Below are 20,301 nucleotides of genomic sequence, written 5' to 3'. Positions count from 1 at the left end.
CACACCACTGCGGGGCGAATTGGGGTGCTAGGTAGGGTTAGGCGGGTGCGAGCAAACCTTTGGATCATCCCCGGATCGCCTGCGTTGGCGCTCTCGCCTCACGACGACGCCTCGCAGCGCCTCCTGGCCGTCACCCGTGCGTTGGCGGAAACTGCAGGTAGCCACCCGATCGATATCGTCTGCTCACTCGACAAGCAGTGGCATACGGCGCACACCGGATCGTTTCGTGCCTGGGGCGGCCCGGACATCACGGTGCGTAGTGGGAACCACTTAGGAGAGCTGGTCGCGAGGTTTGCGCTGGGGGACCCGGAGGTTCGTGGGGTGCGGTCGCGTATCGACGAGCCCGATCCAGACGCCATCACCGTCGTTGTGGTCGACGGGCCTGCGGGGCTCACACCGCGCGCACCACTCGCGTTGGTTCCCGGCGCGCCGGAGACGCACGAGGCCATTGTGCGGTGGCTGGACGGTGGTGAAGCTGTGCTCGTCGATACGCAGGTGCTCGAACCGGAACTGTGGCGTGAACTCGCAGGACTTGAGCGCAAGGATGCACGGTTGATCGATGCCGATGACACACTGGGTGTCGGACGGTATGTAGCGGAGTGGAGCGTATGAACCCCATAGCAGTTGTAGGGCCCACCGCCAGCGGCAAGTCCGCGCTTGGCATTGCGCTTGCGCACGAGTTCGGCGGGGAAGTGGTCAACGTGGATTCGATGCAGCTCTACCGGGGTATGGACATCGGCACCGCGAAGTTGCCGGTGGAGGAGCGCGAAGGCATCACGCACCACCTGCTGGATATCTGGGATGTGACCAAGACCGCCTCCGTCGCGGAGTATCAGGCGCTTGCCGTGGCCACGGTTGAGGAGATCATGGCGCGCGGAAAGGTGCCGGTGCTGGTGGGTGGCTCGATGCTCTATGTGCAGTCGCTTATCGACGCCTGGTCGTTCCCACCCACCGACCCCGCCGTGCGCGCCCGCTATGAAGCGCGCCTGCAGGAGATCGGCATTGATGCCCTGCACGCAGAACTCGCCGAGGTTGACCCGGAGGCAGCCAGCATCATCGAGGATAAAGACCCGCGCCGCACCGTGCGTGCCCTCGAAGTCATCGAATTGACCGGCAAACCGTTCAAAGCGTCCCAGCCACCGAAGAACGCGCCACCGCGTTGGGGCACGCGCATCCTTGGCCTGCGCACGAATGCCGAGTGGCTCAACCCCCGCATCGAGCTGCGCACCCGCATGATGTTCGAACAAGGGCTTATCGACGAAACCCGCGCCCTGGTCACAGACGGCCTCGTCCGCAATTCCACCGCCGGTCGCGCTATCGGCTACGCGCAGGTCCTCGCCATGTTCGACGGGGAACTCACCGAAGAACAAGCACTCGAACAGACCATCACTGGTACTCGCCGGTACGTGCGCCGGCAACGCTCCTGGTTTAACCGCGACCCGCGCACGGTGTGGCTCAACGCTGCCGATTCAAACGTGGTGGATCTCGCGTTAGACTCGCTGGCGTGAAGTTCCTGAAAGCACATGCCACCGAAAACGATTTCGTCGTCCTGATCGACGTCGACGACCAACTCGACATCACCCCTGAGCAGGTCGCCTTCCTCTGCGACCGTCGCGCTGGCGTCGGCGGCGACGGCCTGCTGCGTGTCGTCCGACGTGACGGTATGTGGTTCATGGACTACCGCAACGCCGACGGCTCCATCGCCGAGATGTGCGGCAACGGCATCCGTGCCTTCTCCCATGTGCTCGTCGCCGAAGGGCTTGAAGATGCCCGCGAGTTCGACGTGGACACCCGCGCCGGGGTGAAGCACATCCGCGTGCTTGAAGCTGATGACGCCAACGCCGTCGTCTCCGTCGGTATGGGCCCGGTGGAGGTCACCGGTGTATCCACCGCGGCAATGGGGGACAACCAGTTTGCTGGCATCGGCGTGGACGTGGGCAACCCGCACCTCGCCTGCGTGATTCCGGGTCTCACACCTGAAGGGCTTGCGGAGATGAACTTTGTTGCCCCGACCTTTGACCCGGAGTTCTTCCCTGAAGGTGTCAACGTCGAGGTGCTCACCGAACTTCGCGACGGCGAGGCCCACATGCGTGTCTGGGAGCGCGGCGTCGGGGAGACCCGCTCCTGTGGGACCGGCACGGTTGCTGCAGCGCAGGCAGTGCTTGCAGACGCCGGAATTGAAAACGGTGCCGTCACCATCAACGTCCCCGGTGGCGCCGTCAAGGTCGAGCTCAACGACGGTGTAGCCACCATGACCGGCCCGGCCACCATCGTGTTCCGAGGAGAGCTGGTCAGCACACTTTAGCGGAAAGTTTTTGTAAACCACGTGTGTGGGGGATTTTCCTGCCTTACAATGCACCTGTCATTGTGACCCCACCCCCCTGACAGGAGTTTCCTATGCAACGCAAAGTTATCGCCTCGGCCGTCGCGCTTGGCCTTTCGGCATCCCTGCTCACCGTCCCTGCTGCATACGCAGCTGAGATCGGACCTCGCACCACCAACAACACGTGTTCGGTCAAGTTGGACCAGGCGGAAAAGGACTACCTGGCAAAACTGAACAAAAACTATACCGAAAAGAAGGTTTTCGAAGTTTTTGAAAAGGGTATTGAAGGCGCCTACCCGGAAATCAAGGGGTGGGCAGACTCTACGCTGAAGTCCGCAACAGTGCAGTCAGCGCTAAAGAAGATTGAGGCCCAGCGCACGGACGATCTCACTGCTGCTGAGGAGGAAGCCTTTGAAGCAGCCTACGACAAGTTGATGTCCTATAACCAGGACAACTACGTCGGCTACTTTTATGGCTACGCACGGCTGATGGAGAGCTACCCACGCGTTGCAAAGGAGCTCGTGTACAACGGCGATATCCCCGCGACGTCACCGCTTTCATTCACTGAAGTGGTAGCAAGCAATGAGGCTTTGCCGACTACCGATGTTGCATCGTTTGCCGCAGAGCAGCTGGGTATTCCGACGGGTCGCATTGAGGCCTTCAAGAAGGCCGCCAACAAGACGGCGCACGTTAAGACCGGCAATGCAGTTCAGAAAGAATACAATCCTGCGGTTGAGAAGGCAATGGCTGCCTGCGCTCAGGGTGGCAACGCTACCGTTGCGTTCCCAACGAAGGGTTGGGCTTCGAACCCCTTCAATACTCCTGAGGAAAACGTTGGGGCAATCGTCGGCATCGTTCTCGGCACTCTCGCTGCCGTTGGCCTGCTGTTTGCGGGCGTAGTTGCGCTTGCTCCGCAGTTTGGCATCGCGCTGCCGTTTAACCTGCCGCAGTTGCCGTTCTAAAACCGCAACTTTAAACCGTTACGCCGGGCCGATCTCTTTTGCGGCCCGGCGTGCGTCGTCCCAGGCCTCCTGAAGTTCGAAGGCGCGCTCGTCAGCGACCATCAGGATGCGTTCCAACTGGGTTTTGTCGGTGCCGGGGGATTCGAGATAACCGTCAACGCGCTCGATGAAGCGACGCGCGGAGGAGGCCCGGAGCAGAAATTCGTTGATCTGGGGGACTGAGTTATCTGGGTTTGCCAGCGCGGGGTAGTGCAGTGTCCGGTCTGCGATATCGGCGGCTGATGCGCCGTTTTGGAGCTTCTCGTATGCATCGAGAATTTCGAGGATGTCGTCGCGCGCGTACTGCAGTGACGAGCGCATTGCTGCCACTTCGGGGTCAGGCTGCAGATGTCGGCTGATGAAGAATGCACAAACAATCAGTAGGGCAGACACGAGCAGACCGGGTAGTTTCAGCGTCAAGACAAGCACTACTGAGGCGGCGAGTACGAGCGCGCCGAGTAGTGCTCGCGAGAGGTCTTTGTCCGGTGAACTCATGGTTCAAGCCCTACGGGATTAATGGCCGCCGCAACCGCAGGATCCGCCGCAACCGCCGCAGCCGCCACCGGTCGGAGTGGGGATGGAGCCGGCCATCACTGCGGTGCCTGCGATGACGGAGTCGCGGGACGGCAGGTCGCCGTCGGGCAGGCATACGTCGAACGGGAACGCGGCGTCGACGGAGACGTGGATGAAGCGCTGGCCGGTCAGTTCGGAGGTGCGGTATTCCGCATCCAGTACGCGGCCGGAGAATTCGGCGCGTGCGTCCGGGGTAGCGGCGGCACCGGATGCGACTGCTTCGGCGCCCGGGGAGGTTACCGTGCCAACGACCGCTCCCGGGTGCAGGGCCAGGTAGGCATCGGTTGAGGTGTAGCGCTCCGTTGTCAGCGCGAGTGCGGTCACGGAGAGTTCTTGCCATTGGAGCGTGGGCTCGTCGACAAGCAGCGGCCCCTGGGCAAGATTCACGGTCAGGGATGCCATCGCGTTGCCGCGTGGGTCCACCACATCGGCGAGCGCAACTACGTCGTTGATTGGGGTGACGTGCGCGTAGGTGCGGGTCACGGAATCGAATCCTGCAAAGGTAGCGAACGGCTCAACTGCCAAAATGTTGAGCTGGGCGCCTGAGGGGTCGGCGTATTGGATCAGCTGGCCGCCGCGCACTTCACCAGTAACCGCGAGACGGTCGGTGGCAATGGCGGCTTCCACAGCGTCCTGCCACTTGTCAAAGTTCAGGCCGATTGCGGCGAGGTCGTTGCTGATTGCTGTGCTCATGACGCTCGATCCTAGTCGCAGACGCACTTGGGGAAGAATCTCGGGCCTATTGGCGTTTGATGGGGTAGATATGAATAGGACGTTTCAAGCTCCATTAAAGGATGTAATGACTGAACCCCACCTTGACCGTTTCGGCGGTAACCGTGAGCGCTTTTTGCGTGACGACGACACCACGCCCGAGCAGCGCGCCCACGACGAACTTCTCCGTGAGGCTTTTCGGCACAACACCGTTCCCGACGAATCCGCACCGACGGTAGGCGCGCTCGACCTGGAGGAGCGCAACGCGTTTCGTTCCGTGACCGGGTCGACCGAGATCCGTTCGCAGGACCAAAAAGACATCACCGAGGTGGAGTACCGCAAACTCCGCATCGAACAGGTCTTGCTCGTTGGCGCGTGGACCGAAGGCACCCTTGCGGAGATTGAGGCCCGCATGTGGGAGCTTTCAGCACTGGCAGAAACAGCCGGCGCTGAAGTCGTCGACATGCTGTACCAAAAGCGTGACAAGCCTGATCCGGGTACGTATATCGGCTCCGGCAAGGTTGCAGAGTTGCGTGAGATTGTGCTGTCTACCGGCGTTGATACGGTGATTTTTGACGGTGAACTCTCGCCGTCGCAAATGATCGCGCTGGAGGAAGCACTCAAGATCAAGGTGATCGACCGTACGATGCTGATTCTCGATATCTTCGCCCAGCACGCGAAGAGCAAAGAGGGTAAAGCACAGGTCAGCCTTGCACAGATGGAGTACCTCTACAGCCGTACGCGTGGTTGGGGCGGCAATCTGTCGCGTCAGGCGGGCGGTCGTGCCGGCTCCAACGGCGGTGTAGGCCTGCGTGGACCTGGTGAGACGCGTATTGAGGCCGACCGTCGCCGTCTGCGCACTGAGATGGCGAAGTTGCGCCACCAGCTGCGCGATATGGAGACTGCCCGCGAGGTCAAACGTGCGCAGCGCCAACGCTCCACGATTCCAAAGATTGCGATTGCGGGCTATACCAACGCCGGTAAGTCTTCGTTGATCAACGCGATGACAGGCGCGGGTGTGTTGGTGGAGGACGCACTGTTTGCAACGCTGGACCCATCGACGCGCAAGGCCAAGTTGGCCGATGGGCGCAACGTAGTGCTGACCGACACTGTCGGGTTTGTGCGCCACCTGCCTACCCAGCTGGTTGAAGCGTTTAAGTCCACGCTCGAAGAGGTCAGCGGCGCCGACCTTGTCCTGCACGTCGTGGACGGTTCGGATCCGTTCCCACTGAAGCAGATCGAAGCAGTCAATGCGGTCCTTGCAGAGGTCACACGCGACTCGGGCGAGGAGATGCCGCCGGAGATCGTTGTGGTGAACAAGATCGACGACGCTGACCCGATCGTGCTCGCCGAACTTCGCCACGCCTTTGAAAAAACCGGCCGCACCGCGGTGTTTGTGTCCGCGCTGACGGGGGAGGGAATCGACGAGCTAGAGGCGCGCATCGAGCAGCACCTCAACTCCATCGACGCGCACGTGACCATGGTCGTGCCCTACACCCGCGGTGATGTGGTAAGCCGCGTGCACGAGGAGGGCACAGTGCGCTCCGAGGAGTACGAGGCAGAGGGCACGCGTATCGACGTCCGCCTGCCACGTGTCCTCGCCGACCAGTATGCGGAGTTCGTCGTCTCCTAAGCCTGGCGGTTCGGGTTGGCGTTGACCCCGGTGTTAGCGCCAGTAAGGGTCGAACGCCTTGTAGGTTTCGGCCCCGGTGAGCATCTCGGCGGCGCTTTCGTCTACGACAACCTTCGCGGCGTTGTGCAGCTGCAGTGCCGATGCCGGGCACGATGCGGACAGAGGCCCCTCGACGAGTGCTTGTACCGCGTTAGCCTTCGCCGGGCCAGTGGCGATAAGCACCAGGTGGCGTGCCTCAAGGATGGTGCCGATGCCCTGTGTCAGGGCTTGGCGCGGGACCTCGTCGGCAGAATCGAAGAAGCGTGCATTGTCCTCGATCGTGCGTGGATGCAGGTCGATGAGACGGGTACGGGAGCGCAGCGAACTCGTCGGCTCGTTGAACGCAATGTGTCCGTTTGCGCCAATGCCGAGAATTTGGATATCTACACCGCCCGCGTGGCGGATGGCGTGGTCGTAGGAGGTAGCTGCTGCCTGGGGGTTGGCGGCCTCGCCGTCGGGAGACGCAACGGACGAATCCGGAATGTCGATAGAGCCGGTGAACTCGCGGCGGATCGTCGAGTAGTAAGACTGCTCGTGGTCACGAGGGATGCCGTAGTACTCGTCCAGCAAGAAGGCCTTGCAGTTGGCGAAGCTCAAGCCTTCTTCGCGGTGTCGGCGGATGAGCTCTTTATAGGTTGGGTTGGGTGAGGATCCGGTCGCAAGACCGATGGTGGCGCCTTGTCGTGCGAACGGCTCGATGCAATCGGCGGCGTATGTGCCGACTTCCTCGGGGGTGCGTCGAATGATGATGTCCATGAGGAGCAACTTACCCGCTCGAACTGCTGCGGCTGCGATTAGCTATGCAAAGCGCGCGAGGGCCATAATGAAGACTCGTGACGAACTCAATTGGTTGGACCCTGCATGGCGACGGACGCCATGTGAAACCCGGGGCGGTTGTCGCTCCCGACGAACGACTGTCGTGGTCGCGCACCATCGGCATCGGCATGCAGCATGTGGTGGCTATGTTTGGCGCAACACTGCTGGTGCCCACGCTCACTGGCTTCCCAGTAAACACCACGTTGCTGTTTTCCGGACTTGGCACGATTATCTTCCTGCTGATCACCCGGAACCAGTTGCCGAGCTACCTCGGCTCTTCTTTTGCCTTCATCGCCCCGCTGACCGCGTCTCAGCAGTATGGCATTGGATCGCAACTCGGTGGTGTGCTGCTGACGGGTGTGGCGCTCATCCTTGTCGGCGTGATAGTGCAAAAAGCCGGCAAACGCGTCATTGACGCCGTAATGCCCCCTGTAGTCACAGGTGCCATTGTGGCGCTAATCGGCTTTAACCTCGCACCGACTGCGGTCAGTAACGTACAAACCCAGCCTGCTGTTGCAGGCGTGACCTTGCTGACCATCGTGCTGGTCACGGTTGCAACGCGCGGGATGCTTTCTCGACTGTCCATCCTGATTGGTGTGCTGGTGGGTTGGCTCTTCGCAGCACTCACCGGCGGTTTGAGCGAGGACGCGCTGGCCACAATCGGTGACGCCGCCTGGGTTGGCCTGCCGCAGTTCCACACTCCGGAGTTCCACCTTTCTGCCGTGCTAGTGACACTTCCGGTGCTTGTTGTGCTCATTGCTGAAAACGTCGGACACGTCAAGGCGGTCGCCGAGATGACCCACCGCAACCTGGACCACATGCAGGGCCGGGCACTGATCGGCGATGGCATCGCCACGACCCTGGCGGGTGGCTTCGGCGGCTCCGGCACCACTACTTACGCCGAAAACATCGGAGTCATGGCCGCGACCAAGGTGTATTCCACCGCTGCGTACTGGGTGGCTGCCACCTTCGCGATCATCCTCGCGTTCATCCCGAAGTTCGGCGCCGTCATCTTCACCATTCCCGCCGGCGTGCTCGGTGGCGCGTGCTTGGTGCTCTACGGCCTGATCGGCATGCTTGGCGTGCGTATCTGGCAGGACAACAAGGTCGACTTCACTGACCCGGCGAACCTCACCGCAGCTGCCGTCGCGCTGATTGTCGGCATCGGCAACCTCACCTTCGAGGTCGGGCAGGTCACCCTGGAAGGCATCGCCCTCGGCTCCGTTGGCACCATCGTTATCTATCCGATGATGCGGTGGGCTTACGACCATATTGGTGAAGGCCAGTTCCGCTAACCTCACCCATCAAAAAGACTACGCCTGGGCAACCACAGTGGTTGCCCAGGCGTAGTCGTCGCTAAGCAAGAAGCTTTTACTCGTCGTCGAGATTTTTCGCGATCAGTGCGGCGATCTTCTCAACCGCCTCGGCATTATCAGAGGTGACGATGACCTCATCGCCGTGCTCTGCACCCATCGCCATGATCATGAGCGAGGACGCAGCATCAGTCTCATCGTCCTCGTCGCCGCCGACCAGGGTAAGCAGGATCTCGTCATCGTACTCACCAGCAGCGTCCGCAATCACCGTCGCCGGACGAGCGTGCAGACCAACCGTGGAACCGACCTTGACCGTCTTCGAAGCCATAATGCAACTTTCCTTTCACGCGGCTTTTCAAGAATGCGTTTTGCAGTCGAGTGTACGCCCTTGTGCTTAAGCCGACACGAGTTCTTCCTCGCGTTTCGCAGCCTCTCGGATCTCATCGTTAGGCCACCACTGTTTGAGCGCCACAACAGCGAGCGTCGCCACCGCGACACCGGCAGCCAACGCCACGAGCATGCCCCACCACGGGTGGTAGGCGATGATCACAAACACGCCACCGTGCGGTGCCTGTGCACCCACACCAAGGGCCATCGAGACCGCACCTGCGGTTGCACCGCCAAGCATCATCGAAGGGATCACACGGAACGGATCTGCAGCTGCGAACGGGATCGCACCTTCAGATACGAAGGACAGGCCCAGCAGCCAGGCAGATTTGCCGTTCTCCTGCTCAGCCGGGGTAAACAGCGAGGAACGCAGGAAGGTGGCGATAGACAGCGCGATCGGCGGCACCATGCCCGAGATCATCACCGCAGCCATGATTTCGTACGCACCCTGGGTACCCGCAGACAAGCCAGCGGTGCCGAACAGGTAAGCAGCCTTGTTCACCGGACCACCCAGGTCGAAGCACATCATCAAGCCGATAATCACGCCAAGCATCACGGCAGACGAACCGGACATGGACTCCAGCCACGCGGTGAGTCCTTCCATGACAGCGCCGAGCGGACGGCCCAGCAGCAGGAACATCAGTACGCCGATGAACAGCGATGTCAGCAGCGGGATGATCACCACCGGCATGAGCGAGCTCAGCCAGCGCGGAACCTTCCACGTCTGAATCCAGTGCGCAATCACACCTGCGAGCAAACCGGTGATCAGGCCACCGATGAAGCCAGCGCCGACCATCACGGAGATTGCGCCGCCGACGAAGCCAGGCGCGATACCCGGGCGCCCAGCGAGTCCGTAGCCGATGTAGCCGGACAGTGCCGGCACGACGAATTGCATAGCCATCTGCCCAGTGGCGAAGAGCACTGCGCCGAGGTAGAGCAACCAGCCGGAGCGGCTGAACGCAATGAGTTCGCCGTCCACAGTGATCTGATTGCCAGGCAGGTTGGTCGGGGAGTGCTCGGTGACCAGTGCCTGCCAGCCATTCGCCATGTCCGCGCCGCCGAAGAGGAATCCGAGGGCCAACAGCAGGCCACCGGCGGCGACGAACGGCACCATGTAGGAAACGCCGGTCATGATCGCTTGTTGGATGCGCTTGGGCCAGCTCTGTGTCGCGGCAGACGCGGTGTCGTCACTATCTGCCTTCGACGCTGCAGCTACTCGAGGTGCGTTTGGGTCCTTCGATGCGGCGATCGCCTCATCGATCATCGCGTCAGGTTCGTTGACACCACGCTTGACTGGACTGTCGACCACGGGCTTACCCGCGAAGCGACTCTTTCCGCGAACAGCGACATCATGGGCGAAAATCACCACATCAGCGGAATCGATAAACGCCTGGTCGAGCGGATCCCCACCGGAGGAGCCTTGCGGCTCGACACGAAGATCAACATTGTCGCGCTTGCTAGCTGCTTGCGTCAGTGCATCCGCTGCCATGTAGGTGTGCGCAATGCCGGTCGCACACGATGTGACCGCTGCAATACGAATTGGCGCATTGCTTTGCGACGACACCACCGCATCGGCCTTCTTCTTCGGTTCAGCCTTCTTCGGTTCAGCCTTCTTCGGTTCAGCATTGACCACGCCGTGCACAAGATCCACAATCTCCTGCTCAGACGCGGCGGAGCGGAGGTTATCAACGAAATCGCCGCGGACAAGTGCGCGGGCGAGCTTCGAGAGAATCTCTAAGTGTGCCTTGCCGCCGCCTTCAGGTGCTGCAATGAGAAACACCAGCTCGGCGTCACCGTCGGGGCCGTTGAAGTCAACAGGGTTGGACAGCCGGGCAAACGCAAGCGTGGGTTCGGTGACAGCGGCACTACGGCAGTGCGGGATAGCGACCCGTCCGTTCACGCCGGTACCGGCCTTAGCCTCGCGCGCGACGGCTGCCTCAGCCACCGCTGCGGCATCAGTCGCACGGCCAGAATCTGCGATACGTGCAGCGAGCTGGCCAATGACATCGGAGGGAGAAATGCCAAGGTCAGCATCAAGCGTGACAAGTTTTGGCGTGATGAGAGGTTGATTCACGTTGTCTTCTTTCATGCAGTTATACGGGGAACACGTGAGTGCGTTCAAGGTCGATATCGGAAGGAGAGGGGATGCCAGTGCCCGGCAGCGACGCCGCAGCCGAGCCGTACGCCACTGCACGGCGGAGGCACTCGGCTGGTTCATCCCCGGCGATCCGTGCCATCAGGTAGCCAGCCAACGAACTATCACCAGCGCCGACGGTTGAGAGCACCGTGACTGGAGGTGGGGTCGCCGCCCACGCACCAGCGCGAGTAACTAAGCATGCACCGGCGCCGCCTAAGGTGACCAGTACTTCGTTGACCCCGTGGTCAATCAGTTTCTGTGCTGCCGAAACGATGGCGGCGTAGTCGCCCTCGGAAGCGCTGCGCTCCAATGCGCTGCCGTCGCCACCGGTGAGCTGCGCGAGCTCAAACGCGTTTGGCTTCAACACGTCCGGCGCGCTCGTATCGAGTCGCTCACCAATTGCCTGCAGCGGTGCATCGGAAGTATCCACTGCGACCAGCGCGCCAGCATTAACCCGACGGATGCGCTCCACAAGATCTGCGTACCAGTCAGTTGGGACACCAGGGGGAAGCGATCCTGCAAGAACGACGGCTTCAGCGTCTGCGACGACTGAATCTATAGCTGATTCAACGGCCGCCTTTTCGTCGTCGCAAAGCCTCGCTCCTGGTTCGTTGATCTTTGTCGTTGTTGCGTCATCTTCAACGATCGCAGTATTGGTTCGCACCGATGCCGCGATAGCAACGGGGCGAAACTGCACCGGCAGTTCACGGATGACGTCCGCAAACGGATCGGAGGGGGCACAGGGGGCAATCGCGATGGTTCGAATGCCCGCTTTGGCACACGCGTGCGCGACATTGACCCCTTTTCCACCCGCCTCTTTTCGGGTCTGGGAAATCCGCGCAACCTCACCGCGTTTAAGCACGGGGACGTTTACCGTCACATCCATGCTGGGGTTTGGGGTGAGGGTGACTACCCGCACCGTGTTCTTTGTGCTGCTCACACAACCAGTGTGTCCGATTGTATCCGTTTTTGCAACGAATCCCACACAATCGGAATTAGTGTGTGCTGGATGTCACCGGCGCAAGAACGACCTCAATATCATTGCGCTCGAGATCTTCGAGGAATGTCTCAGGTGCACCACTATCGGTAATGACGATGTCGATGGCATCGAGGGGTGCGAAACTGACAAGGTAATCGTTGCCGATCTTCGATGAATCACACAAGACCACGACCTTCTGGGCATTTGTGACCATGGCCGATTTCACGGCTGCTTCCTGAGAATCGGCGGTAGATAGGCCGTGGTCAATCGTCAGTGCATTGGTACCAATGAATGCGACATCGGCGCGGAGCAATGCCAACGTTCGAAGTGCAGTCGCACCAACTACCGCTTGCGTAATTGCACGAACTGACCCTCCAAGAAGCTGTACGCCATCAAGGCCTGCGGAGGAAAGATCCAGGGCGATTGGCAGCGAATTTGTCACGATAGAGCAGTCTTGAGCGCGGGTGCCCTCGCAAAGCAACTGTGCAAAGTAACTGGTTGTAGAGCCAGAATCCAGAAAAATCGCGGCGTTGTCGTGGCGGGGGAGAAAATCCAGTGCAGCTTTCGCGATCGCGGTCTTCGCATCAGATGCCGCACGAGACCGGGCATCGAGCGGGAGTTCAGAGGTGAGAAAGGCTTGGTTTGCAACAGCACCACCATGTACGCGGTGCACAATCCCATCGGCGTGAAGTGCGGTGAGGTCGCGGCGGATCGTTTCGGCAGTGACATCGAACTTCTCCGCGAGTTCAGCGACGCTCACCCTGCCTTCCACAGCAGTAAGTGACGCAATCTGGCGTTTGCGCTCCTCGGCGTACATCGCACTCCTCAAACGTTTTGGTCGGAGTACTCAGTATTTCAGACATTCATGCCCGGATGTCTGTGATTGTGTTTGTTTTGCCCCTAAAGGAGGGCAAATTCCCGCTAAAGGGTGCGGAAAACGGAAATAACACGCCCCATGATCTCTGCGTTATCGCCCTTGATTGGGGCAAACGCATCATTGTGGGGAAGGAGCCACACACCGGTGGAATCGCGGTGGAACTCTTTGACTGTCGCCTCGCCGTCAAGCAATGCAGCGACGAACTCGCCTTCCTCGGCAACAGGCTGCGAACGTACAACAACCCAGTCGCCGTTGAGGATGCCGGCATCGCGCATGGACTCTCCAACAACCTGAAGCATAAAAACGTCGCCATCACCGAGTAGGTCGCTAGGAAGTGGGTAATAGGTGTCGACGTTTTCTTCGGCCAGGATAGGTGCACCAGCTGCTATTTGTCCCAAAACTGGAACGAAACGCGCGGGAGTCGCGTCCTCGGGTGTGTCCTGCTGGGGGGTTTTGCGCTTCGGTTTGGTTGTCTGTTGCAGGTGGCGCAGATCCACGGCACGCGGCTTATTGGGGTCGCGGCGCAGGAAGCCCTTCTTCTCCAGTTCCTTGAGCTGGTATGCCACGGATGAGGTTGATTGCAGCCCGGTAGCATCGCCGATCTCACGGATGCTTGGCGGGTAGCCGCGGAGCACAACGGCGTCTTGGATGACCTGAAGGATTCGACGTTGCCTGTCTGAAAGTGTGCTCATGTCGAGATTGCCTGCGTCAGATTTTTTCTTTGCCACCGCTCTTCCTCTTTCCGCGTGTCTCTGTTTCTAGGTCTGTAGGCATAGAACCTACCAGAGAGGGCAAGTTTGTTCGATATTTTCCACTTTGGGCTAGACAGTGTTTGCTCGCTTTGCTATAAATCGAACATGTAAGCGGAATCGAACATACAAACGATTACATATTCGAACATGTCGAGTGCATTCGTACAGTGGTGCACGAGATTGAAGGAGAGTGAAATGTCGGTAACGATTAATCCAGCAGTGAACAGTGGGTATGGGAGCGATTGCGGTGTATCTCGGACGCCTCGGTTAGCGCAGCCGGTCGAGGTGTGGGACCTTAATCCAGGACGAGATCGTAGCGGTGTTTATAGCGGTGTTCGAACGCTTGACGTTATTGATCGAAAAGGTGAGCGTACAGAGAACCTAGGTTATGGACGTCGGGAATATGTATCTGAGGGATTCGAATCTCACCGCGAGGGCAAGGAAGGTTTCGTCTTAGCAGCGTTGCTGACTGGAGCGCTTTTAGCCGGCTCTGCGTTTGGTGGAGTGTTTAGTGATGCAGACCAGGTGCCGGGATCGTCCCAGCCGGTTTTCATCGCAGACTCTGAGGCGGTCCGCTAGAGGGGTATTCTGAGCCCTATGTATTGCCCCTTCTGTCATAACGAACAGACCAGAGTCGCTGACTCCAGACTTGTCGAAGCAGGCTCTGCAATTCGCCGTCGCCGTGAATGTACAGAATGCGGTGGTCGATTCACCACTGTTGAAAACGCGGTACTCACCGTCGTCAAACGTAATGGAGTAAGTGAGCCGTTCGACCGCGACAAGCTCATCGTTGGTGTGCGGCGTGCATGTCAAGGTCGGGACGTTTCCGACGATGCACTGAAGCGCCTCGCACAAGAAGTCGAAGAAATCGTGCGTGCGCAGGGCAGCTCGCAGGTTCCTGCTCACGAGATTGGTTTGGCAGTACTCGAGCCACTTCGTGCGCTTGACGAGGTTGCATACCTGCGCTTCGCATCTGTGTATAAGTCGTTTGAAAGTGCCGACGATTTCGAGTCGGAAATCAGGCTTATGCGTCGGCGCGACCGCGAAGAATATCGCTAGCGCAGCGCATCAATTTTCTTCTCAATCCGGCGCTGGCTGACCGGTCGGGGAGTGCCAAGTCGCTGCGCGAACAAACTGACCCGCAACTCCTCAATGAGCCAAAGAATATCCTTGTAGGCCCGCGTCTTCGACCGTTGTGCGGGAAGTCGCTTCATATGATCAGCAAGGTAGCGTTTCACCCCATCGACAACTGCCTGGCGGTCAGCATCTCGGTCCGGGTCCAGACGCATATCCTCCAGCCGGATCCGCATCGCATCGATATAGCGCGGCAAATGCTGTAAGTGCTGCACCCCATGAACCGTTATTGCGTGACGGGGGAGGTAGAAGACGAGCTGCGAACGCATGTCATCAATCGCAGGCCCCTCCCACTGATCGAGCTCCACCGAAATGTCGGCGTACGCGGCAAGCGCTGGAGCAGTGTTGACCACAGCACGCCTTACACCACCCGAGACCTGTGGCTTAATCTCGGCGAGAAGGGCGTCGAACTCCTCCGGAGTGCGCACCGGGCCTCCGTGCGACATCATCAGATCACGAATCACTGCTACACGAGCATCCTCGACCAGGCCATTTGCTCCGCCGTGGGGATAGCGGTCAACAGCGACCTTGTGGCGCAGCGGTAGGCCCTTGGTCATCTGCTGCGCATTAACGCTGATTTCGCGCAACAGCAACGTCAGTGTCGCAGTGACCATCGACGCGTCGGCAGCAGCCTTCGTCGGGTGCACCGTGACCTTGACACCGTCTTTTGTAGCTTCGAGTGCTGGGTAAGCATCAACCTCGTTACCGTCGATTGTTGTGGTCACAGTCTCCGGTACAGCGCCGAGCGAGTCCGACGTCCACTTTTTTACAGACTCAGACTCCGATTGGCGTCCAGCTTTGGATACAGACGACTTAATCTTGCCCGCCTGACGGCGTTTTAACGCTGCGAGATCCTTGTCGTGGTCGACGATCTTGCCGCGGCGGTCGATTGCCGCATAGGTAACCTGCAAGTGCGGTGGCAACGCCTGGGGGTTGAAATCCGTGGCGTTAATACCGCGGCCACCAACGCTTCGAAGCGCATCGGCGAGCGCTTCAGTAAACGGGATGTCCGTGTTGACGTCCTCGGGCATTACCTCGAGTGCACGCTGCGCAAAGTCGGGGGCGGGGACGACGGTTTTACGTAACGCCTTCGGTAGGGTGCGGATCATCTCGGCAGCGAGTTCAGAGCGCAAGCCTGGGACGAGCCAATCGAAGCCGTCAGGGTCAAGGTTTGCCAGGAGTGGCACGGGTACCTCGACAGTGACTCCATCAAACGGGTCGCCCGGTTCGAACTTGTAGCGCAGTGCGTATTCCACGGAGCCCTGGCGCTTGGCCTCGGGAAAGGCGGTCGCAGAGGCGTCAACGTTGTCGTCGTCAAGCAATGCGTTCGGATCGAAGTCCAAATAATGCTTGTCTTTCGCACGCTGTTTCTTCCACCACGAATCAAAGTGGCGAGCGGTGGTGACATTGTCGGGCAGGCGAGCGTCGTAAAAGTCGAACAACGTATCTTCGTCGACGACAAGGCCGCGGCGGCGAACCTTTTCCTCGACCTCGGCTGCTTCCGCAAGCAACGCTTCATTGTGGTCGATGAACTTATGGTGACGGTTCCAATCGCCCTCCAGCAGCGCGTGGCGGATGAACATTGTGCGCGCAGCGGCAGGATCCACCCGGTGGTAGGGAACAAGCCGATCACGCACGATGGTCACGCCGTAAAGCATGGATTTTTCGTGGACCATCGCTGCGGAACGCTTACGCGACCACACAGGTTCCGAATAGGAGTGTTTGAGCAGGTCGCCGGCGGCACGCTCAACCCAAACAGGTTCGATCTTGGCTACGTCACGAGCCCAGAGCCGTGACGTTTCGACGAGTTCAGCGGCCATGAGAAACTCCGGAGGCCGCTTAGCCAGCGACGAGCCGGGAAAGACCATAAACCGTGTCCCGCGCGCTCCCTGAAACTCTTTGGAATTGCCGTCACGCGCGCCGATATTGGAGAGCAAACCAGTCAAGAGCGACTGGTGGACTGCAGCTGCATCGCGCTCACCTGCGACACTATCGGCGGGAGACCAGCCGAGCTGTCGCTCCACGTCGCGCAATTGGCGGACAAGATCGCGCCACTCACGGATGCGCATGTAGTGGAGGAACTCGCGCTTCATACGCTTACGGAATGCGTTGCCGGACAGCTCGTCGCGGGAATCACCGATGTAATCCCACAGTTTCAGCGATGACAGGAAGTCGGACTCTTTGTCCTTGAAGCGGGCGTGTGCTTGGTCGGCCTGGGCCTGGTACTCCAAGGGGCGTTCTCGAACATCCTGGATGGTCATGGCTGCGACGATGACAGTGACGTCATCAAGCACGCCGAGGCGATTGGACTCCACCAGCATGCGGGCCATCTTGGGGTCCACAGGAATGCGGGAAATATCGCGGCCAACGTTGGTGAGGGTCGGTGCGCCACCACGTTCTTTTTGCGAGATCGCCCCCAATTCGTGCAGCAGCATAAGTCCGTCGCGGACCGCCTTATGGTCAGGCGCCTGGATGAAGGGGAACTCATTGATATCCCCAAGCCGCAACGAGATCATCTGCAAGATGACTGACGCCAAGTTTGTGCGCAGAATCTCCGGGTCAGTGAACTCTGGGCGCGCTTCGAAGTTCTCCTCCGAATACAGGCGGATGGCAATGCCGTCGGCGGTACGGCCCGATCGGCCCGAACGCTGGTTCGCGGAAGCCTGGGAGATTTCCTCGATAGGCAGACGTTGGACCTTGGTGCGTGTCGAATACCTCGAGATACGCGCCAGGCCAGTGTCCACCACATAGTGGATGCCCGGCACGGTCAGAGACGTTTCGGCGATGTTTGTCGACAACACAATGCGACGACCCGAGTGTGGGGAGAACACACGGTGCTGCTCCGCGTTGGAGAGGCGACCGAACAGCGGAACAACCTCAACGCCACGCCAGTGCTGCTTCTCAATCGCCTCCATGCAGTCACGGATGTCGCGCTCTGAAGAGAAGAAACACAGAATGTCGCCGTTGCCCTCACCCATAAGTTCTTTGCAGGCGGCGACGACACCGTCGATCATGTCGGTGTCAATCTCCTTGATGGAGCCGTCTTTTTTCTGAATCTGCTCAACCAGTGGTCGGTAGCGGATTTCGACTGGGTAAGTACGCCCGGAGACCTCGATAATCGGAGCTGGGTTGCCCTCGGCGTCGGCGAAGTGGCTGGCAAATGCCTCCGGGTCAATGGTCGCAGATGTGACAATCACCTTGAGGTCCGGCCGCTTGGGCAGCAGTCGCTTGAGGTAGCCCAGCAGGAAGTCGATGTTGAGTGAGCGCTCGTGGGCCTCGTCGATAATGATCGTGTCGTACGCGTTGAGGAAGCGATCGCGCTGCATCTCTGTGAGCAAGATGCCGTCCGTCATCAGCTTGACCGCAGTAGACGGGGATACTTTGTCGTCGAAACGAATGGCGTAGCCGACAGATTCACCGATGTCCTGGCCGAGCTCGTCGGCGATGCGCTCCGCAACGGTGCGAGCGGCGAGTCTGCGCGGCTGCGTGTGTCCAATCAGTCCACGCCGGCCACGCCCCATCTCCAGCAGCATCTTTGGAATCTGGGTGGTCTTGCCCGATCCCGTCTCGCCGGCGATAACAACGACCTGGTTGTCGCGCACCAGTTCCATGATGTCGTCGCGGCGCGCAGACACCGGCAGGTTTTCCGGGTAAGTAATTTCAGGGATCAGAGCATCGCGCTTCTCGACGACACCCCGTGCCCTCTCAATATCCTTCCCAATCGCCCGCAGCGCATCCGGCGCGCTCGCATTTTTGAGTCGCCTACGGAACCGTCGAACATCCGCAATCGGTATAGCATCGAGCGCATCGTAGAGCTGCGGCTTCGGCGGGGCGGGGGAGGAGGAAGAATGATCAGTCATAGCCAGAGGCAGAGCTTAGCGCGGAAGCAGGGATTTACCTGATTCCAGGGCCCGCTCATACGAAGCCTTCACGAGTTGCCCTAACTGCTCGAACTCCGCAACACGCTGCGAGGACGCGCGGTAGACCAAGCTCACCGTGCGTTGCGCCTGTACGCCGTTTGCAAACGTTGCGGAAGCGACTCCGGGGCGAGAGCACTCAGTGCCTACCGCGGAGGCCGGAATCAACGTTGACCCCAGCCCTGCTACGACCAACTGGACGATCGTGGTCAGTGACGATGCGCGTGTCACAGCATGCTTGCGCGCGCCGGGAGTTGCCTCAGCGATCTTGCACAGCTCCACAATCTGATCCCGGAGACAGTGGCCGTCATCCAGTAGTAAAAGGTTGAGGTCCTTCAGGCTGTCCAGCCCCAGATCGGTGCGGCCGGCAAGTGGATCGTCCGGATTGGTCACTGCCACAAACGGCTCGTCGTAAAGCGGCAATTGCTCCAAACCTGGTGCGTGCGTCGGAGTGGCAAGCACTGCCAGATCGAGTTGCCCGTCGCGCAACATTTTTAACAGTTGATCCGTTTGGTTTTCTACGATGCGCGGTTCCAAATCCGGGTAGTTTTCCTCGATCCCAATAAGCACTCCCGGAAGGAGATACGGCGCAATTGTAGGGATGATGCCAATGTTCAGTGGGCCGGCGAGCTCGCCGAGCGCTCCGCGCGACTGGGCAAGAAAAGCATCGGCAGCGTCGAGGGTTGCCTTCGCATATGGCAACAGCGCTTCACCGGTGGGGGTGACGATCACGCGCCGGGTGGAACGCTCGATAAGTTGCAGGCCAAGACCATTTTCAAGCGACGCCAAAGCCTGTGACAGGGAAGGCTGGGAGATGCCAAGTTTCGCTGCTGCGCTCACAAAGTGTTTCTGTTCTGCAACCGTGACAAAGGTACGGATCTGTGCGAGTGTCGGTTTATACTCTCGATTGCTCATACTTATGAATCCTACACCGGCTAATAGGTTTTTGGTTGCAACCTTCTGCGAACTGTGTCATACTGTTTTACGTCCGAAACACATTCGTTTGACCAGATTCTTTTGGAGGATCATCATGCCGATCATGACCGTTGGAGAGCGTTTTCCGGAGTTCGACCTTCTCGCACTGAAGGGTGGCAACCTGAAGGAAGCTAACGCTGCTTCCCCGGACGACTACTTCGAGCGCGTCTCCCTGGATAAGTACGAGGGCAAGTGGAAGGTCATCTTCTTCTACCCGAAGGACTTCACCTTCGTTTGCCCGACCGAGATCGCCGCATTCGGCAAGCTCAACGAGGAGTTCGAGGACCGCGACACCCAGGTGCTCGGCGGCTCCATCGATAACGAGTTCTCGCACTTCAACTGGCGTGCAACCCACGAGGAACTGCTGGACATCCCGTTCCCGATGTTCTCGGACATCCGCCACGACCTGATCCGCGCCCTCGGTGTTGAGAACGCTGACGGTGTCGCAGACCGTGCAACCTTCATCATCGACCCGGACGGCATCATCCAGTTCGTGTCCGTCACCCCGGACGCTGTTGGCCGTAACGTCGACGAGGTCCTGCGTGTCCTCGACGCTCTGCAGTCTGAAGAGGTCTGCGCCTGCGATTGGCAGAAGAACGACCCGACCAAGAACATCGACAAGATGGCTGTGGTCCAGGAGTCCCTGAAGTAGCACCCGAACTTTAGTTTCCGTGCCGCCCCGCGCTCCTTAACGCTGGAGTGGCGGGGCGTTCCCATACCAACCGAAAGGATCA

18 protein-coding genes are annotated in these 20,301 nt (G+C 59.6%); 8 read left to right on the top strand and 10 right to left on the bottom strand.

The genetic code is table 11. The features are described 5' to 3' along the window. The first annotated feature begins 45 nt into the window (after nucleotides 1-45). The 4 genes from HMPREF3171_RS06770 (at nucleotide 46) to HMPREF3171_RS06755 (ending at nucleotide 3,285) form a co-directional block, all read left to right on the top strand. Nucleotides 46-612 carry a hypothetical protein gene (locus HMPREF3171_RS06770; RefSeq protein ID WP_070483820.1) on the top strand — a complete coding sequence of 189 codons (567 nt, stop codon included), beginning with the start codon at nucleotides 46-48 and terminating at the stop codon, nucleotides 610-612. Further along, nucleotides 609-1,508, top strand: coding sequence for a tRNA (adenosine(37)-N6)-dimethylallyltransferase MiaA (miaA, locus tag HMPREF3171_RS06765; RefSeq protein WP_070483818.1), 900 nt, complete (start codon nucleotides 609-611; stop codon nucleotides 1,506-1,508). Before HMPREF3171_RS06770 ends, miaA begins: the two co-directional genes overlap by 4 nt. After that, nucleotides 1,505-2,305, top strand: a complete 801-nt coding sequence (gene dapF, locus HMPREF3171_RS06760; protein ID WP_070483816.1) for a diaminopimelate epimerase — start codon at nucleotides 1,505-1,507, stop codon at nucleotides 2,303-2,305. Before miaA ends, dapF begins: the two co-directional genes overlap by 4 nt. A gap of 92 nt (nucleotides 2,306-2,397) precedes the next feature. Next, the gene (locus HMPREF3171_RS06755) at nucleotides 2,398-3,285 is read left to right on the top strand and encodes a hypothetical protein (RefSeq protein WP_070483814.1); all 888 of its coding nucleotides are present in this window, start codon (nucleotides 2,398-2,400) and stop codon (nucleotides 3,283-3,285) included. Between the two features lie 18 nt (nucleotides 3,286-3,303). Here the strand turns inward: HMPREF3171_RS06755 and HMPREF3171_RS06750 are convergent, their stop codons facing one another. Together HMPREF3171_RS06750 and HMPREF3171_RS06745 are read right to left on the bottom strand one after the other, a co-directional pair. Continuing rightward, nucleotides 3,304-3,819, bottom strand: coding sequence for a hypothetical protein (locus tag HMPREF3171_RS06750; RefSeq protein ID WP_070483813.1), 516 nt, complete (start codon nucleotides 3,817-3,819; stop codon nucleotides 3,304-3,306). 18 nt (nucleotides 3,820-3,837) lie between these two features. Then, on the bottom strand, nucleotides 3,838-4,590 hold the full coding sequence (locus tag HMPREF3171_RS06745; protein WP_246815342.1) for a hypothetical protein: 753 nt from the start codon (nucleotides 4,588-4,590) through the stop codon (nucleotides 3,838-3,840). Nucleotides 4,591-4,696: 106 nt separating this feature from the next. On the opposite strand from HMPREF3171_RS06745, the gene hflX reads away from it, so the two are divergent. Next, nucleotides 4,697-6,241, top strand: a complete 1,545-nt coding sequence (hflX, locus tag HMPREF3171_RS06740) for a GTPase HflX (RefSeq protein ID WP_083292005.1) — start codon at nucleotides 4,697-4,699, stop codon at nucleotides 6,239-6,241. A gap of 33 nt (nucleotides 6,242-6,274) precedes the next feature. On the opposite strand, the gene nagB is transcribed toward hflX, so the two are convergent. Beyond that, a complete protein-coding gene (gene nagB, locus HMPREF3171_RS06735; RefSeq protein ID WP_070422335.1) occupies nucleotides 6,275-7,036 on the bottom strand; it encodes a glucosamine-6-phosphate deaminase in 762 nt (253 codons plus the stop codon). A gap of 77 nt (nucleotides 7,037-7,113) precedes the next feature. On the opposite strand from nagB, the gene HMPREF3171_RS06730 reads away from it, so the two are divergent. Then, the gene (locus tag HMPREF3171_RS06730) at nucleotides 7,114-8,391 is read left to right on the top strand and encodes a uracil-xanthine permease family protein (RefSeq protein ID WP_070483811.1); all 1,278 of its coding nucleotides are present in this window, start codon (nucleotides 7,114-7,116) and stop codon (nucleotides 8,389-8,391) included. A gap of 76 nt (nucleotides 8,392-8,467) precedes the next feature. Here the strand turns inward: HMPREF3171_RS06730 and HMPREF3171_RS06725 are convergent, their stop codons facing one another. From HMPREF3171_RS06725 to lexA, 5 genes are all read right to left on the bottom strand, one after another. Next, complete coding sequence (locus HMPREF3171_RS06725; RefSeq protein ID WP_070422337.1) at nucleotides 8,468-8,737, bottom strand: HPr family phosphocarrier protein; 270 nt, start codon at nucleotides 8,735-8,737, stop codon at nucleotides 8,468-8,470. Between the two features lie 66 nt (nucleotides 8,738-8,803). Then, nucleotides 8,804-10,870 carry a PTS fructose transporter subunit IIABC gene (locus HMPREF3171_RS06720; protein WP_141743375.1) on the bottom strand — a complete coding sequence of 689 codons (2,067 nt, stop codon included), beginning with the start codon at nucleotides 10,868-10,870 and terminating at the stop codon, nucleotides 8,804-8,806. Nucleotides 10,871-10,889: 19 nt separating this feature from the next. After that, the gene (locus HMPREF3171_RS06715) at nucleotides 10,890-11,873 is read right to left on the bottom strand and encodes a 1-phosphofructokinase family hexose kinase (protein WP_256388298.1); all 984 of its coding nucleotides are present in this window, start codon (nucleotides 11,871-11,873) and stop codon (nucleotides 10,890-10,892) included. A gap of 55 nt (nucleotides 11,874-11,928) precedes the next feature. Then, nucleotides 11,929-12,729, bottom strand: a complete 801-nt coding sequence (locus tag HMPREF3171_RS06710; protein ID WP_070451043.1) for a DeoR/GlpR family DNA-binding transcription regulator — start codon at nucleotides 12,727-12,729, stop codon at nucleotides 11,929-11,931. A gap of 104 nt (nucleotides 12,730-12,833) precedes the next feature. Beyond that, nucleotides 12,834-13,481 (bottom strand): transcriptional repressor LexA, encoded by a 648-nt coding sequence (gene lexA, locus HMPREF3171_RS06705; protein WP_083284773.1) that lies wholly within the window; start codon nucleotides 13,479-13,481, stop codon nucleotides 12,834-12,836. A gap of 657 nt (nucleotides 13,482-14,138) precedes the next feature. On the opposite strand from lexA, the gene nrdR reads away from it, so the two are divergent. Beyond that, nucleotides 14,139-14,600: a transcriptional regulator NrdR gene (gene nrdR, locus HMPREF3171_RS06700; RefSeq protein ID WP_070422341.1), complete on the top strand. Its 462-nt coding sequence runs from the start codon at nucleotides 14,139-14,141 to the stop codon at nucleotides 14,598-14,600. On the opposite strand, the gene hrpA is transcribed toward nrdR, so the two are convergent. Both hrpA and HMPREF3171_RS06690 read right to left on the bottom strand, forming a co-directional pair. Beyond that, complete coding sequence (gene hrpA, locus HMPREF3171_RS06695; protein ID WP_070483805.1) at nucleotides 14,597-18,535, bottom strand: ATP-dependent RNA helicase HrpA; 3,939 nt, start codon at nucleotides 18,533-18,535, stop codon at nucleotides 14,597-14,599. The genes nrdR and hrpA overlap by 4 nt on opposite strands. A 15-nt stretch (nucleotides 18,536-18,550) precedes the next feature. Beyond that, nucleotides 18,551-19,507 carry a hydrogen peroxide-inducible genes activator gene (locus HMPREF3171_RS06690; RefSeq protein WP_070483803.1) on the bottom strand — a complete coding sequence of 319 codons (957 nt, stop codon included), beginning with the start codon at nucleotides 19,505-19,507 and terminating at the stop codon, nucleotides 18,551-18,553. A 115-nt stretch (nucleotides 19,508-19,622) separates the two neighbouring features. Between HMPREF3171_RS06690 and HMPREF3171_RS06685 the strand changes: the two genes are divergently transcribed. Beyond that, a complete protein-coding gene (locus HMPREF3171_RS06685) occupies nucleotides 19,623-20,219 on the top strand; it encodes a peroxiredoxin (protein ID WP_070422344.1) in 597 nt (198 codons plus the stop codon). Nucleotides 20,220-20,301 lie beyond the last annotated feature (82 nt).

Origin of the sequence: Corynebacterium sp. HMSC08F01 (assembly GCF_001807545.1) — a bacterium.
Classification (GTDB): domain Bacteria; phylum Actinomycetota; class Actinomycetes; order Mycobacteriales; family Mycobacteriaceae; genus Corynebacterium; species Corynebacterium coyleae.
This window is presented reverse-complemented; position numbering and strand designations above follow the sequence as displayed.

What these genes read in the sequence shown, in the direction of transcription:
- HMPREF3171_RS06755 (WP_070483814.1), top strand. Translation starts at nt 2,398, where the DNA reads ATGCAACGCAAAGTTATCGCCTCGGCCGTCGCGCTTGGCCTTTCGGCA.
- hrpA (WP_070483805.1), bottom strand. Translation starts at nt 18,535, where the DNA reads ATGACTGATCATTCTTCCTCCTCCCCCGCCCCGCCGAAGCCGCAGCTC.
- HMPREF3171_RS06750 (WP_070483813.1), bottom strand. Translation starts at nt 3,819, where the DNA reads ATGAGTTCACCGGACAAAGACCTCTCGCGAGCACTACTCGGCGCGCTC.
- nagB (WP_070422335.1), bottom strand. Translation starts at nt 7,036, where the DNA reads ATGGACATCATCATTCGACGCACCCCCGAGGAAGTCGGCACATACGCC.
- miaA (WP_070483818.1), top strand. Translation starts at nt 609, where the DNA reads ATGAACCCCATAGCAGTTGTAGGGCCCACCGCCAGCGGCAAGTCCGCG.
- lexA (WP_083284773.1), bottom strand. Translation starts at nt 13,481, where the DNA reads ATGAGCACACTTTCAGACAGGCAACGTCGAATCCTTCAGGTCATCCAA.
- nrdR (WP_070422341.1), top strand. Translation starts at nt 14,139, where the DNA reads ATGTATTGCCCCTTCTGTCATAACGAACAGACCAGAGTCGCTGACTCC.
- HMPREF3171_RS06690 (WP_070483803.1), bottom strand. Translation starts at nt 19,507, where the DNA reads ATGAGCAATCGAGAGTATAAACCGACACTCGCACAGATCCGTACCTTT.
- hflX (WP_083292005.1), top strand. Translation starts at nt 4,697, where the DNA reads ATGACTGAACCCCACCTTGACCGTTTCGGCGGTAACCGTGAGCGCTTT.
- HMPREF3171_RS06725 (WP_070422337.1), bottom strand. Translation starts at nt 8,737, where the DNA reads ATGGCTTCGAAGACGGTCAAGGTCGGTTCCACGGTTGGTCTGCACGCT.
- HMPREF3171_RS06710 (WP_070451043.1), bottom strand. Translation starts at nt 12,729, where the DNA reads ATGTACGCCGAGGAGCGCAAACGCCAGATTGCGTCACTTACTGCTGTG.
- HMPREF3171_RS06745 (WP_246815342.1), bottom strand. Translation starts at nt 4,590, where the DNA reads ATGAGCACAGCAATCAGCAACGACCTCGCCGCAATCGGCCTGAACTTT.
- HMPREF3171_RS06685 (WP_070422344.1), top strand. Translation starts at nt 19,623, where the DNA reads ATGCCGATCATGACCGTTGGAGAGCGTTTTCCGGAGTTCGACCTTCTC.